At 66.3% G+C, this 13938-nt stretch carries 15 protein-coding genes and 1 pseudogene; 13 read left to right on the top strand and 3 right to left on the bottom strand.

The features are described 5' to 3' along the window. The 10 genes and pseudogenes from ACFWF3_RS06080 to ACFWF3_RS06035 all read left to right on the top strand — a co-directional run. Positions 1-316: pseudogene (locus ACFWF3_RS06080) on the top strand (hydrogenase formation protein HypD); the annotation flags it as partial. Next, a complete protein-coding gene (gene hypE / locus ACFWF3_RS06075) occupies positions 309-1382 on the top strand; it encodes a hydrogenase expression/formation protein HypE (RefSeq protein ID WP_379312689.1) in 1074 nt (357 codons plus the stop codon). The pseudogene ACFWF3_RS06080 and the gene hypE, both read left to right, overlap by 8 nt. Before the next feature lie 29 nt (positions 1383-1411). After that, positions 1412-2134, top strand: a complete 723-nt coding sequence (locus tag ACFWF3_RS06070) for a DUF6390 family protein (protein WP_379312688.1) — start codon at positions 1412-1414, stop codon at positions 2132-2134. A gap of 262 nt (positions 2135-2396) precedes the next feature. Then, a complete protein-coding gene (locus tag ACFWF3_RS06065) occupies positions 2397-2714 on the top strand; it encodes a GYD domain-containing protein (RefSeq protein WP_378627985.1) in 318 nt (105 codons plus the stop codon). Positions 2715-2910: 196 nt separating this feature from the next. Next, complete coding sequence (locus ACFWF3_RS06060; RefSeq protein WP_379312687.1) at positions 2911-3543, top strand: HAD family acid phosphatase; 633 nt, start codon at positions 2911-2913, stop codon at positions 3541-3543. A 148-nt stretch (positions 3544-3691) separates the two neighbouring features. Next, a complete protein-coding gene (locus tag ACFWF3_RS06055) occupies positions 3692-4051 on the top strand; it encodes a hypothetical protein (RefSeq protein ID WP_379312685.1) in 360 nt (119 codons plus the stop codon). Positions 4052-4573: 522 nt separating this feature from the next. After that, positions 4574-6730, top strand: coding sequence for an elongation factor G-like protein EF-G2 (locus ACFWF3_RS06050; protein ID WP_379312684.1), 2157 nt, complete (start codon positions 4574-4576; stop codon positions 6728-6730). Positions 6731-7011: 281 nt separating this feature from the next. Next, a complete protein-coding gene (locus tag ACFWF3_RS06045) occupies positions 7012-7245 on the top strand; it encodes a hypothetical protein (RefSeq protein WP_379312683.1) in 234 nt (77 codons plus the stop codon). Positions 7246-7360: 115 nt separating this feature from the next. Further along, positions 7361-7951: a DUF1877 family protein gene (locus ACFWF3_RS06040; protein WP_379312682.1), complete on the top strand. Its 591-nt coding sequence runs from the start codon at positions 7361-7363 to the stop codon at positions 7949-7951. 489 nt (positions 7952-8440) lie between these two features. After that, positions 8441-9097 (top strand): nitroreductase family protein, encoded by a 657-nt coding sequence (locus ACFWF3_RS06035; RefSeq protein ID WP_379312680.1) that lies wholly within the window; start codon positions 8441-8443, stop codon positions 9095-9097. A 260-nt stretch (positions 9098-9357) separates the two neighbouring features. Here the strand turns inward: ACFWF3_RS06035 and ACFWF3_RS06030 are convergent, their stop codons facing one another. Further along, complete coding sequence (locus tag ACFWF3_RS06030; RefSeq protein WP_378759450.1) at positions 9358-9774, bottom strand: hypothetical protein; 417 nt, start codon at positions 9772-9774, stop codon at positions 9358-9360. Between the two features lie 269 nt (positions 9775-10043). On the opposite strand from ACFWF3_RS06030, the gene ACFWF3_RS06025 reads away from it, so the two are divergent. Further along, positions 10044-10259: a hypothetical protein gene (locus ACFWF3_RS06025; RefSeq protein ID WP_379312678.1), complete on the top strand. Its 216-nt coding sequence runs from the start codon at positions 10044-10046 to the stop codon at positions 10257-10259. A gap of 1224 nt (positions 10260-11483) precedes the next feature. After that, the gene (locus tag ACFWF3_RS06020) at positions 11484-11921 is read left to right on the top strand and encodes a DUF6086 family protein (RefSeq protein WP_379312677.1); all 438 of its coding nucleotides are present in this window, start codon (positions 11484-11486) and stop codon (positions 11919-11921) included. Between the two features lie 150 nt (positions 11922-12071). On the opposite strand, the gene ACFWF3_RS06015 is transcribed toward ACFWF3_RS06020, so the two are convergent. Further along, the gene (locus ACFWF3_RS06015; protein WP_379312691.1) at positions 12072-12347 is read right to left on the bottom strand and encodes a hypothetical protein; all 276 of its coding nucleotides are present in this window, start codon (positions 12345-12347) and stop codon (positions 12072-12074) included. A 25-nt stretch (positions 12348-12372) separates the two neighbouring features. On the opposite strand from ACFWF3_RS06015, the gene ACFWF3_RS06010 reads away from it, so the two are divergent. After that, a complete protein-coding gene (locus ACFWF3_RS06010) occupies positions 12373-12681 on the top strand; it encodes a hypothetical protein (protein ID WP_379312676.1) in 309 nt (102 codons plus the stop codon). Between the two features lie 305 nt (positions 12682-12986). On the opposite strand, the gene ACFWF3_RS06005 is transcribed toward ACFWF3_RS06010, so the two are convergent. Then, positions 12987-13850 (bottom strand): enoyl-CoA hydratase/isomerase family protein, encoded by an 864-nt coding sequence (locus ACFWF3_RS06005; protein WP_379312674.1) that lies wholly within the window; start codon positions 13848-13850, stop codon positions 12987-12989. Positions 13851-13938 lie beyond the last annotated feature (88 nt).

Here is a 13938-nt window from a genome sequence, read left to right as displayed (position 1 = left end):
GATGGCGCCGACCTGCTGCGCTTGGCGCGGCATCGGCGTGATCCCCGACAGCGGCTGGCGGCTCTCGGAACGCTACCGCGCCTACGACGCCGAGCACCGGTTCGCGGTCACCGACCTGCACACCGCCGAGTCCTCGATCTGCCGCTCCGGCGAGGTCCTCCAGGGACTGATCAAGCCGCACGAATGCGCCGCTTTCGGCAAACAGTGCACCCCACGAAACCCCTTGGGAGCCACGATGGTCTCCTCCGAAGGTGCCTGCGCGGCCTACTACCTGTACCGACGCCTCGACCTGCCCGCGGAGGTGGCTCATGCGTGAGGACAACGCGGCGACCGGCCTCGACATGGACAGCTGGGTGTGCCCGATGCCGCTGCGCGACTCACCGACCATCGTGATGGGCCACGGTGGCGGGGGAGCGATGTCGGGCGAGCTGATCGAGCACCTGTTCCTGCCCGCGTTCGGCTCCGCCGCCGAAGCGGGCATGGGTGATTCGGCGGTGCTCACCCTCGACGGCGTGCGGTTGGCCTTCTCGACCGACTCCTTCGTCGTCAAACCGCTGGCTTTCCCCGGCGGGTCGATCGGGGACCTGGCCGTCAACGGCACCGTCAACGATCTGTCCATGGCAGGCGCGCGGCCGATGGTGCTGTCCACGGCGTTCATCCTCGAAGAAGGCACCGCACTCGCCGAGATCGCCAGGGTCGCCGAGGCTGTCGGTACTGCCGCGCTCGCGGCCGGGGTCAAGCTGGTCACCGGCGACACCAAGGTCGTCGACTCCGGCCACGGCGACGGCATCTTCATCAACACCGCGGGCATCGGCATCGTCGACGCCGGCGTCGACATCCGCCCGCAGCGCGCCCGTCCCGGTGACGTCGTGATAGTCAGCGGTGACATCGGGGTGCACGGCGTCGCCGTGATGAGCTGCCGGGAGGGCCTCGAATTCGGCACCACCGTCTGTAGCGACACCGCCCCGCTCAACGGCCTGGTCGCCGCGATGCTGGCCACCGGCGCCGATGTGCACGTGCTGCGTGACCCGACCCGCGGCGGGGTCGCGGCGACGCTCAACGAGATCGCGGGTGTCGCGAAAGTCGGTGTGGCACTGGATGAACGGAAGCTGCCCGTGCCGGAGGCGGTCCGGGACGCGTGTGGGCTGCTCGGGCTCGATCCGATGTATGTCGCCAACGAGGGCAAGCTCGTCGCCTTCGTCGCCTCCGAAGACGCCGACCGGGTGCTCGCGGCGATGCGCGCACATCCGCTGGGTGCTCGTGCCGAAGCCATCGGTGTGTGTGTCGAGGACCATCCGGGCATGGTGGTCGCCCGCACCGCCCTCGGCGGTACCCGGGTGGTGGATCTGCCTGCCGGAGAACAACTGCCGCGGATCTGCTGACAGGAGGCGCGATCATCGACGGGACCGAGATGTTCGCCCGCTACGCCTACGCGCCCAACCGGCTCGGCTACTGCGGTCCCGCCGACGCGCGGGCGCTGCACAACGGCTCGGCCGCCGATATCCGCGCGCTGGCCCGCCAGTTCTCCGGAGCCTGGCCCTACCTGCGGGCGATGTCGAGACTGACCGGCATCGCCGATCCGCTCGACGCGCGCCTCGTCGAGTCCTATTGGCTCGGTGGCGGGATCGGCGCCGACCTCGACGCCGGCGCGTTCACGACCGAACTGCTCGCGATCATCGCGCCGATGGCCGGACACTACTGGTCGTATCTGAACGCCGATCTTGCCGAGGAAGCCGCCGCCAACCACGGATTCCACGTGTTCGGCGTGTATCCGTGGACCCGCCTGCTGGGACGTGGCGCCGACGAGCACCCGATCCGCATCCTGGACAGTTGCCGTATCACCTGGGGCACCGTGGTGGCTCGCGAAGGCGGGGCTGCTTCCGTCCGCTGTCGGCGGTTGGTCTCGGACGGTCCGCTGCTGCGGTTGTCCGGTCCAGCGCTATGGCGCGCCGAGGTCGACGACGATCACCTCGCGACGGAGGTGGCCGTCGGTGACCAAGTCGCCGTGCATTGGGGGCGCGTGTGTGGCCGCCTCGATTCCGATCAGACGCGGGCATTGGCCACCAGCACCGCACGGCAGTTGCGGGTGACCAATCGTCGGTTGGCCGACACCGCGCGTGCCGCTCCGCGATAGAGAGCATCGACGGGTCGAATCGCATGCGGTGGCTACCGAGCTCGGGATCAGCCGAACGACCAGCTACCGAGGATCCCTCGTCCGCCTCGGCGAGAGCTTCCTGTACGGCAGTTGGTTCGGTTGCGCTCTGGATTTCCGATATCGCCTCAGTTACGTTGCCGCATCGTTGCGACGACGGCGTTCGTCCTGGACGGTGTGTGGGGCGGCGGACCCGTAGGGTCGGTCTCGCCGAGATCGTCTGGAGCCGAGGAGGCTGGTGGGTATGCCCAAGTACTTGTGGCGAGTCAGCTATCTCCAAGAGGGGGCACAAGGTCTATTGGCACAGGGCGGTAGTGCGCGCCGTGCGGCCATCACGGAGATGGTGGAGAGCGTGGGTGGTCGGGTGGAAGCTTGTTATTTCGCGTTCGGCGAGGACGACTTGTTCGTCATCGGTGATGTCCCGGACGATGTCTCAGCCGCAGCGCTCGCGATTCGAACTGCGGCCGCTGGTGCCGCCGTGTCGCACACAGTGGGTCTGCTCAGCCCCGAGCAGATCGACGAAGCGATAGCTAGGGACGTTACCTACCGGCCGCCGACGTAAGTTCCGCCGCGTGACGATCACGTTCTGCTCAGCACGACCACGATGCTCCGGGTGGTAGCGGGAAGCATGATCTCAGCGCGACGTGCCGACCAGCCTTGTGCGCGTCGATGCCGACCAAGCGGGCGCGCCCGCGTAGCAGTCCCACTGCGCGAGACTTCGAAGCTGCGTGGCTCAGTCCGCTGTTAGCGTGCGAGAGATGAAACGTGTTACTGCATCGCTCGTCGTCGGTGTCGCGGCCGCGCTCCTAGCGCCATTGCCCGCCGCGGACGCCGACACCGGTTCGTCGTCTTTGTCCGGCGGCGGTTCGTCCTCGTTGTCAGGCAATCAGTCCGAATTGCCGCCGTACGCGCAGTGGATCGGCGAGATCACCCCCGTCGTGGCCGAGGCGAAGACCTACCTTGCCGGTCGGCTGCCCGGCGCGATACGGCCCGCGATCGTCTTCGACATCGACAACACGACGCTGGAAACCTCCTACAACACCGGCCTGATCATCCCGGCGATCCAGCCGGTGCTCGGCCTGGCGACCTGGGCGAAACAGAACGGCGCCGCGATCATCTTCGTCACCGGCAGGCCTGCCTTGGTAAACACTTATTCGCAGGCGAACCTGACCTCGGTCGGCTACCCGGTCGACGCGCTGTACGGCAGCGCGCCGACCACACTGTCGGCGGGCAATTCCGGCTTGGCCGAGTACAAGACCGCGAGCCGGGCCGACATCGAGAGCAAGGGCTACACGATCGTCGCCAATTTCGGCAACAGCCCCTCGGACCTGTCCGGCGGGCATGCCGAGCGCACCTTCAAGTTCCCGGACTACAACGGCGCACTGAACTGATCCGCCTGGGTAGTCGTAAAGCCACAAGTGGCGCGCTCGATGGGCCGTCAGGCGCGATCCCAAATCGGAAGGACCAATGTTCTCACTCACCAGCCCTTCGTCCGAGCCCGCCTCACAGCGCTTCACCCGGCTTGCACTCGGCGGTGTCATGTCGGTTGCCGGCGTCTCGCACCTGACATTCGCGCGCAGTGATTTCCAAGCGCAGGTGCCCGACTGGTTCCCCCTCGACGCCGACCTCACGGTGCTCGGCTCCGGTGTGGCCGAGATCGGATTCGGCCTCGCGCTGTTGGGCCTGCCACGCAAGCGGCGAATAACCGGGATCGCACTTGCCGCGTTCTTTATCGCCATCTTCCCGGGCAATATCGCCCAATACGTCGAGGGCACCACCGCGTTCGGCCTCGACACGGACGCCAAACGCCTGCTCCGCTTGTTCGGTCAGCCCGCGCTGATCGCCGCGGCGCTGTGGGCGGCCGGACTGCCGGAGCGCGCCGAGCTCAACCAGAAGTGACGGGCGCGCCGGACGTGGACATGATCGCCAAACGCGCAGCAGGCGGATACGGCGCGGGCGGGCCGCGGGTCGCTTTCCGGCCGTGTGCAGACCTCGAATCGCGACGCATGCAACACCAGCCGCGAATCGGCAGGTCCGTGCCCGAGACCACTGCCGAGTCGGCGGTGAGGTGGGGAGTACGGAGGTGGTGAACAACGAAGCCACTGCGACCTTGCCGGTGTAGAAGGCGGTGTCCTGCCCGGTTTCGATTGTGGTGTGGACGGTTTCAGCGGCGACAATGAGGCGCCACGGCGTCGACGTGCCCGGCCGAGTCCGTGTGCTCGCGATCCGGCACGACACCGCAGACATCAACGTCGGCACGGCGGGCTGTCGCGGTGTCGTCCACGACCAGCGCCGCTGGGTGGGCTGCGTCAGCACACGCTGAATCGAGCGCTGCAGCATCGATCCCGGAAATCGTGGACGTGTCCCTACCTGCGGTGGGAAGCTCGAAGGAGCCGGATCCCGACCCGAGGGAGCAGCGACATGGTGGACCGGACAAACGCGGCGCAGCGACCGGAGAGCATCCGGAACGTGGCGTTGGTCGGCAGCAGTGGTGCGGGCAAGACGACGCTGGTGGAGGCGCTGGCGTTGGCGACCGGGACGGTGAACCGCGCAGGCCGCGTGGAGGACGGAACATCACTGTCGGACTACGACGAGGTCGAACGGCGACAGCACAGATCTGTGCAGGTGTCGGTGGTCCCGGTGACGTGGGGCGAGGTGAAGGTCAATCTGATCGATACTCCGGGATGCCCGGATTTTGTCGGCGAACTGCGGGCCGGGTTGCGGGCGGCGGACGCGGCCCTCTTCCTGGTGTCGGCAGCCGATGGAGTGCAGGGTGTAGCGGGGCCTACGCGGGAACTGTGGGCCGAATGCGCGCGGGTGGGGATGCCGCGGGCGATCGTGATGACACATCTGGACACGGCGCGGGCGGAGTACGCGGAACTGGTGCAGACGTGTCAGGCACTGCTGACCGGGGGAGCGAGCGACACAATCCTTCCCCTGCACCTGCCGGTCTACGGGCAGAAGACTCCCGATGGGCACCGGCCCGCGATCGGACTGCTGGAACTGCTCGAGCGACGTGTTGCCGACTATCGCAGCGGGAAACGGGTGCGCACCGAACCTTCCGCGGAACAACTCGCGGTGATCGACCCGGCCCGCGATCGGTTGATCGAGGCGATCATCGCCGAGAGCGAAGACGAAACGCTCATGGACCTCTACCTCGACGGCGAACCCGTCGAAGTCGACACCCTGATCGGCGACCTGGAACGAGCCGTGGCGCGCGGAAGCTTCCATCCAGTGCTGTTCGCGGCACCGGCAGCTGAGGAAGCGGAGCAGGGCTTGGGCGTGCTCGAACTGCTGGAACTGATCACAGCAGGGTTCCCGACACCGATCGAACACCCGCTGTCGGCCGCGCCGCGCGGCGACGGCACCGCGCCCATCGCATTGGACTGCGATCCGGCGGCCGAACTCGCCGCGGAGGTCATCCGGACCTCGTCGGACCCGTACGTGGGACGGGTATCGCTGGTGCGGGTGTTTTCCGGCACGCTGCACAGCGAGGACACCGTCCGCGTCTGCGGACCCGAGCACGATGCCGACGACCGGGTCGGCGGGGTCACCGCGCCGTTGGGGAAGCAACAGCAGACACTGACCGAGGCCGTCGCCGGCGATATCGCGTTCGTGAGCAAACTCGGCCACGCGGAAACCGGCGACACCCTCTCCGGCACCGGGAAACCCCTGCTGATCGAGCCGTGGCAGCTGCCGGAACCGTTACTGCCTGTGGCTGTTCGGGCGCAGGGCAGGGCCGATGAGGACAAGCTCTCGCAGGGTCTGACCCGGCTCGTTGCCGAGGATCCGACCCTGCGGCTGGAAAACAACGAACACACCCATCAGCTGGTGCTGTGGTGTCTGGGGGAATCCCACCGGGACGTCGCCCTGGAACGGTTGCGCGGGCGGTTCGGGGTGCGAGTGGAAGTGGAACCGTATCGGGTGGCGTTACGGGAGACGCTCGCCGCGGAAGCCGAGGGGCACGGCAAATTGGTCAAGCAGTCCGGCGGGCACGGGCAGTACGCGGTGTGCCGCATCCAGGTGGAACCGCTGCCTGCGGGGGCGGGATTCGAGTTCGTCGACCGGGTGGTCGGTGGGGTAGTGCCGCGGCAGTTCATCGGGTCGGTGGAGAAAGGGGCACGGGCGCAGGCCGCGCGCGGGGTCACTCCCGGATATCCGCTGGTGGATGTGCGAGTGACACTGATGGACGGGAAAGCGCACTCGGTGGACTCCTCCGACGCCGCCTTCCAGACCTCGGGTGCGCTCGCCCTTCGTGACGCGGCGAACGCGTCTGGGACCCTGCTGCTCGAACCGGTTGCCGCGGTGCGGGTCACGGTCCCCGACGACCAGCTGGGCGCCGTCCTCGGCGACCTGTCCACCCGGCGCGGACGCATTCTCGGCACCGAGCAGGCCGATACCGGCTTCACCCATATCCGGGCCGAGGTACCCGAACTCGAACTGAGCCGGTATGTCATCGACCTGCGATCGCTCACCCACGGGGCGGGGTCGTTCGCCCGCGGGTATTTGCGGCACGAGCCGATGCCGACCGGGGTCGCCGAAAGGGCACGCAAGGAAATCGCCGAGGCGTCGGCCTGAATCGCCGGGGCGATCGTGCAGAGCTGGTCTCCTCTACGGGCGCCGCCGATTGCTAGATGCTTTCGAGTTCGGGCGATTTCGCTGGAGCCCTGAGTGCACAGGTCAGATGAGAAGAACCACCGAGCTCGGTCGGGGTTTCATCGCCGGTATCGACCTGGCGCAACGTGTGCGGCATGGTGCGGGCGGCATCAGCGATGATGTGGGCGTCACGGGCAACCCCCCGAAATCAGGGGGTTTCGATCCATGTCTAAATACTTGTGTTTCACACTAGGCTCGCTCGCATGCTCGTGAAACGCTTTGCTGCCCTTGCCATCGCGGTCGCCGCGTTCGGCGCCGCCTCCACCGGACTCGCCATCGCCGTGCCCGAAACGCCGACGCAGCCCACCATCAGCCACACCGACGCAGCCGAACCGGTCGTCCTGCAGACCGGCTCGGCCGTAATCGATCTACTCGCGTACATCGCGGCGGGCTGCATCGGCAGCTGGAGCCCGGCCCCGCCCGCGCACTGCGTCTGACATCGACCAGGCGGGCCCGTCGGACGATCCGCGGGCCCGTTCCACTGAACGCGCGCTCATGCCGATTATGTAATGTCGGGTAGGGCCTGCTCGAGCTGAGTCCTATGGTCTGGGGATGGCCCTCGATGCTCGGTACCAAGCAGTTCCTTACGAACCGCTGCTCGAACGCGCGATGCGTGATCGTGAGGCCGCCGAGAACGCGATCCAGTTTTTCAGCAGCTTGGCTACCAGCGATGGTGCCGATTCGCAGTACTGGAATGACCCGATCTGGGCGGAGCTGGCCCCGGTCGCTCGTCAGATCGTGAGGCAGCGGCCCGACATTCTCAACCGGACTTTCTCCACGCGGGCGTGGGACGCGGCGTACTGGTTGCTTGCGCCCAACCGCCGGAAGCAGGAAGAACGCAATCCAGTCGGGTTGGCCGAGATCGCAGTATTCGGGGCGGAGCCCCTCGCTTCGGGTGCGACTGCGGGGCAAGGGAATCCGCTTCGGTTTGTGCGTCCGACTACTGCACGAACCATAGCTGACTATGTAGAGAACAATCTGGCGACTGCTTCACATCTGTTCGACGCTGAAGCGATGGAAGCATCCGGTGTCTATAAAGGACCGTGGGATCGCGACTACCATCTCGATCAGCTGGCCCAGTATGCCGAATTGTACCGACTTGCCGCCGACCTGGACGAATGCGTACTGGTAACACTCGACTGAACCAGCAGCTCGGTCAAGCGATGTGTGCCGCGATCGACTCACGACCGGATGCCTCCTGATGCCTGGACCCGCGCGGCCTGAGGTCGTGACGAAAGATCAACAGCACGACATGATCTCGAAAGCCTGCATCGGTGGAACGTCCGCACTTGCCGAGTTGAGCGTGGTTTGACGGGCGGGAGGCGCGGTGCGCCGGATCGAGGCTTGGGCAAGATCTGGCCTGCGGAGCTGATCGCATCGGTGAACAGCGATTTCTTCGTGCCAGGGCTGGCAGGGTGGGAGCGGGGATCGCGGGGCACGCTCATTCTCTGCCCCTCGGGCCGCATTTCTGATAACAGCCGGATCGCCGAGCCCGCGACCGGATGGGCAGTCGGATTCGTGGTGTGCTGGGGGATGGTGATGCCCGTGAAGGGATCTTCGCATACTTTGATATGCGCACCGTCGACTATATGACGGGGCGATCCTGATACCGAGCGCAAGATGGGAGAACGTATGACTGTCGAGTTCCCGCATCTCGACCTGTCCGCGGACGAGGTACTGACCACGACCCGGTCGGTGCGCAAACGTCTCGACCTGGATCGGCCGGTGCCGCTGGAGGTGGTCACCGACGCATTGGAGGTAGCGCTCCAGGCGCCGTCGGGCAGTAACCTGCAAGGCTGGCATTGGATCGTGCTGACCGATCCCGAGCCCAAGAAGATCGTGGCGGAGTACTACTGCAAGTGCTACACCGCCTACGCTGCGGCGGGTGCGGCCGTGCGGCAGGCGAAGCCGCCGAAGGACGCCGATACCGCGGAGAAGGTGGCTTCGAGTGCGACCTATCTGGCGGAGGTGATGGAGCAGGTACCGGTGCTGGTGATCGGTGCGATCCACGTTCCGGGTGGGCAGATGCCGGAGGGGAACCAGGCCGGTCTGTGGGGTTCGCTGCTCCCCGCCGCCTGGAGCTTCGCGCTCGCACTGCGTGAGCGCGGCCTCGGGTCTGCGTGGACCTCACTGCATCTGGAGTACGAACGAGAGGTCGCTGAGGCGCTGGGAGTTCCCCCGAGTATTCGGCAGGGCGTGCTCTTGCCTGTTGCCTACACGAAGGGCACCGACTTCAAGCTCGCCAAACGCGCCCCGCTCGACACGGTACTGCACGTCAACAAATGGTAGTGCTGAGTCGATTCGCCCGCAGCTTCGTCTACGCCGACGGTCGAGAAGCTCTACTCGGCAGCGGCGGGTAGATAGGTCTGTCTTTCTGGACTGCGCAACACGTTCACTCTTGCGGTCTCGGTCCGCTGTTCTGGACACTGTTCGGCGGCGTTGACCTCGACGCTGTTGACTTCGGTGGCGGGGCCCGAGCCAGGCTCGGAACCCGTAGGCTCGATCGGTCCACGCCCCCTCGACCTCTGCGACGCCGTGCTGTGGTCGGGTCAGTGCGTCACGGCGTCGGCGGAGCGGTCACCGAAGGGATGTCGCCAGGTGCGGCGTGCGCTCGCACTACGCGGTGTCTTCGCGAGCACGGTCCCCTTCTCCTTCGGTTCGGCCGAAGGACGGAAGGTCCGCCCGCTCGTGCCGGTGCGACGGGCGAGCCGAAGATCGGCCTTGGTCTGACGCAGGCGCTGCGACGAACGGTGCGCGCCGGCGGTGAGCAGGACCAGGCCGAGCATGCCGAGGGCTCCGAGCACGACTGCCCACAGGAACAACGTGCCCGACGTTGCGGTGATGTGGTAGCCGAGCAGGCTGAAGTCGTCGCTGAGCGTGTGGGCGGGTCCGCTGTTGCTCAGCACGCCCGCCGTGCCGATCACCACCGCGGCGATGAGCAGGACCAGGCCGAGGAAAACAATCATGACAGTCTCCGAATCCGGTTACACCGGTATACGTGTGGTGCCGCCCGCCCGCCGGCCGCGTGCGAGTCGAGCCGATGAGCGGACCGACGATCGTGATGCCACGGTGCACAGCGAGCCGGCGTCACCGCCCTTCACTCCGTGGAATACCCCGATCCGAGCGGGCGACGCAGCTGCCGGGGCGCGATCGTCGAGATGTCACCGCTGGCGACCGTAAGGCCGGTCGCCGAAAGCCTCACCGCGGCTCCGCGATTCGGGGTGGTACCGGCAGGGTGCGGTCGGCGAACCGCCGCAGCACAAGTACCGCGAAGAGCCCGTTCAGCTCGAGCCCCTCGCAGCTGATGCTCAGCTTCGCCGCGCGGCACGGCGACGACCCGCGCACGTTGCTGCTCGTAGCGCCGGGCTGGGTGAAGACCGATCTGGGCGGCTCCAGCGCACGCCTGAACATCGACGAGTCCATGCCACGCCATGGGTGCGGGCTCGGATAGCGCCCCACAGAAACCCCGCACTTTTTGACCGGAATCAACGCGAATCCATGGGAATTCTTGAGAACGGTCGTTTCGTGAAAAAGCCTGGTGCTGAGTACTATTGGGCACTGATGGGTATGTTCTGGACAATTGGAACCCGCGCCAGGTTGCCGCAGATTCAAATCCTGTGAGTCTGATAGGGCAACACTTCTGTTCGGGTCAGGGCTGTTGTCCACCAATGTGCTGTACTGCAACGCTGCTGTTCGCCATCAGTTCGAACCTGCTGGTGTGAGGTCGGGATGCCTCGCGCGGGGTGGCGACGAAGATCTGTGCGGTTGCGGGCAGTGCATCGGCAACGAGAAGCGGGGGACTCGCCGGCGGCGGTCCGGTCGTTGTCGACGGGCAGCAGGTTGGGGTGTCTCGCAGAACTGAGATCCGCGCGGCCTCTCGCTGGTACATCTTGCAGACGAAGAAGGCCCCGATCGGATGATCGAGGCCTTCTTTGCGTGTCCGGAGGGGGATCATTCGCTATCCACAGTGGTCGACCTGCGGAAGCTCTGAGTGTCGAGCCCGTTGCGTCATAGGCTCGCGCAACGGGCTCGCCTCCGACTGCCCCGAGCTCGACACGGGTGGGGTGGTTTCGACGTCGTGTTGTGCGAGCCGGACGGATAGCGACCGGCAGGCCGAATGCCCAGGCCGGGGTGTCGGTGGTTGATCTGGCCACCGATAGACATTCCTTCCCAGCAGTCAGCCGTTCTGCGTGGGCGTTCAGCCACGGCACCGACGGCGATGCCGCGGGGCCCCGCGTAGGCGAGTTCGAACCCGATCCTGGCTGAGTAGTGGGAAGAACGCGAGGTGGACGGTGGGAACCGCAACCGGCGAACTGCACGAACAAGATCGCTGCACCGATTCGGCCTCGAAGCGACCTGTCTTTCGACGAGGGCCGGCCAGGTTCTCGACCGAATTCGAATTCGAAGCCGGGTACCCGGATCTCGGCGCGCGTGATGGGCACGGTTGCCGGGTAGGTTGTGGGTGGGGGTGGTTCGAGGTGGGGATCGTTATGTCGGTCGATGATGTCGCGCGATCGCGGTATCCGTTGTTGGCGGTGCCGCATTTCGGGTGGTTTTGGTTCGCCGAGTGTGTCGATCCTCGGTACCTACATCACCGCTCAAGTTCTGGAGATCCTCGCGCTGCGGCTTCGGCTTGGGCAGCCCATGAGTTGCTCAGTGACAGGCGGGCGGTCGGATGAGTCAGTACTACGAGATGGACGGGACCACACTGTGGAATCCCTCGAACGGCGTTTCGCGGCTGTTCTTGAACCATGTGGGATTCTTCGAGGAGGAACTCGGTGTTCCCTCGGGGATCGGCCCGATGGAATCGGACGTGTGTGAGGTCACTCCTGTTGTACTGGAGGTGTTTTTGGCGACCGTCCTAGCCTGGCGTGGCCGTACCGACCACGCTGTTGTGCAGGCGCTGTCTGACGGCTTTCTCGCCACATTGTTGGTCATATCCGAGCGGGCCGGCATCACCACGTCTTGGGATGCTCTGGGCGCCTGTGGAACGGGTGGAATGCATGACGTGCAGGTACCTTCGAGCCCACTGGCCAGCCAAGGCGGCGGGTTCGAATGGAGCGTCACTGTTCTTGAGCGTGCACGTCAGCTCGACAGCTTCATGGGCAGCTAGCGCGTCTGGCCGCACGGTAGTCGGCAGAAGCGGACGTTCGTGACCGTGCGATAAGCGGCATGAGGGGGCGTTTAGCAGCGCACACGTCCGGCCCGAGCTGCGCCGTCCGACTGGGCTTGATCGCCGATGGGGGAGCCCAGCCGTTCGTGCTCAGCGGACCGTCGGGGCTCGCGGCGTAACCGCCTCGCGCAGCTCGGCGGCGGTCCGGGCGATGAGTTCGGAGAAGGTCGCGTCCGGGTCGGCCAGCCAGCGGGACGTGGCGCGTCGGGAGATCGCGATCGCAATGTTGGAGATGAAGCTTGCTTCACCGGAATCGATGCCGCGGCGTTCGAGTGCTCGCGTCAGTGCGTTGGCGATGTCGGCGAGCTTGATCAGGTCGCGTTCGGCCAGTGCCGGGTTGGCGGCGATCACCCCGACGCGGCGCAGCAGGAACTCGCGGGAGCGAAAGACGTTGGTCGGCGGTCCCCAGCGCAGTCAGCAGCGCCTCGAACGGCATGAGGTCCGGGGCCGCCGTCTCGACCCGGGTGACGAGGTGGGCCGCGTCCTCACCGTCTCTGACTTCGCTGCCGCGGCCGAGCTGGGTGCCCGGGTAACCCACATCGAGATGCGCTACGACCTGCTCGACGAGTTCGCCCGGCTGGCCGGCGAAGGCGTCCTGGCCGTATCGGTCGCCCGCACCTACACTCTCGACCAGATCCACGAGACTGCCAAGCTCAGCCAGTCCCGTCGGTCCGGCGGCAAGCTCACGCTCGTCCTGTGACCGCCTTGCCTCCTGGCCAGGCAATCCCTCCGCCGCGATCGCGGCGACAGATTGCCGTCGTGCTCCAGATCTCCACATCGGCAGCATCGCACGGACGGTTGTTCCCCACCGGCAACGCTCGGCCCGACCACTGTCGCCTTCACCGCGGCGTGAGCGGACGTTCCTTCCGATGACGTCCTGACACCGGAGCGGTTGCACGCCAGGACTAATCGCCCCCTGATTCCCCCCGCCGAGTCGCCGTCACCGACCACACGAACCCGAACCGCATTACTCACCCATTCCGTCGCGGTCGCGTCGGCCGGGTCCTATCCGGCCAGACCCCGGAGCAGACCCTCCAGGTCGCGCTCGCCCGCGCGGGTCTGGGCGCCGTTCGCCATTCCGCCGCGGATCAATCGCTCGGCCGCGGGACGAGCGAACGTGCCCGCCCAGGCGAGGTGCTCGCGCAGCAGGCCCTCGCCGAGGTCCTCGGGGGCGACGGCACGCTTGGCCGCCGCGATCACCCCCTCGGGCAGGGCCGCGATGTTGCGGGCGAGGCGGTCGACGAGGTCGTCGAGCTCATCGGCGGGAACAGCCCGGTTGACCCAGCCGTAGCTCTGTGCGTTCTCGGCGTCGAACAGCTCGGCACCCAGCACCGCCTCCAGCGCGCGGTGCCGCCCGACTCGGGCGGCCAGATACTGGGTGCCACCACCACCAGGGACGATGCCCATGAGCGCTTCGATCTGACCGATCCCTGCGCGACCGATCGCCGCGAACGACATATCGGCGGCCGCAACGAATTCCGCTCCGCCGCCGCGCGCGATCCCGGCGAGTTTGACAATGGTCACCTGGGGTTGGTGCCGGAGCAATTCACCGAGGGCTTGGAAGACGTTGACGCCGTCAGGCAAATCGGCCGCGATTTCCGCGAAAGCGTTGGGTGTGTCGACCAGCGACATGTCGACGTGCGCGATGAAGAACTCCGGGTCGGCGCTGTCGAACACGATCACCCGAATCGAATCGTCGTCCCGGACTGCGGCCAGCAGGTTCCGCAGGTCGCTCATCAGGGCTACGTTCAGCACGTTGACCGGCGGGTTGTCGAGCGTGACGTAGGCGATGCCTGCCGCACGGCGCACTCGCAGGGTCGTGTAGGTGTCATGGTTCATGGAGATCTCCAATTCGTACCCGATAGGCATCTAGGTTCCTGATGCATACTTACCCTGCGGCGACGGGAGACCGGCGTCAATAACGCACTTTCAGCATCGTAAGGATTACGGAGGATAC

The organism is Nocardia sp. NPDC060220, from assembly GCF_042727815.1.
Taxonomy (GTDB): domain Bacteria; phylum Actinomycetota; class Actinomycetes; order Mycobacteriales; family Mycobacteriaceae; genus Nocardia.
The sequence above is the reverse complement of the archived record's forward strand: the minus strand, read 5'-3'. Positions and strand labels throughout refer to the sequence as shown.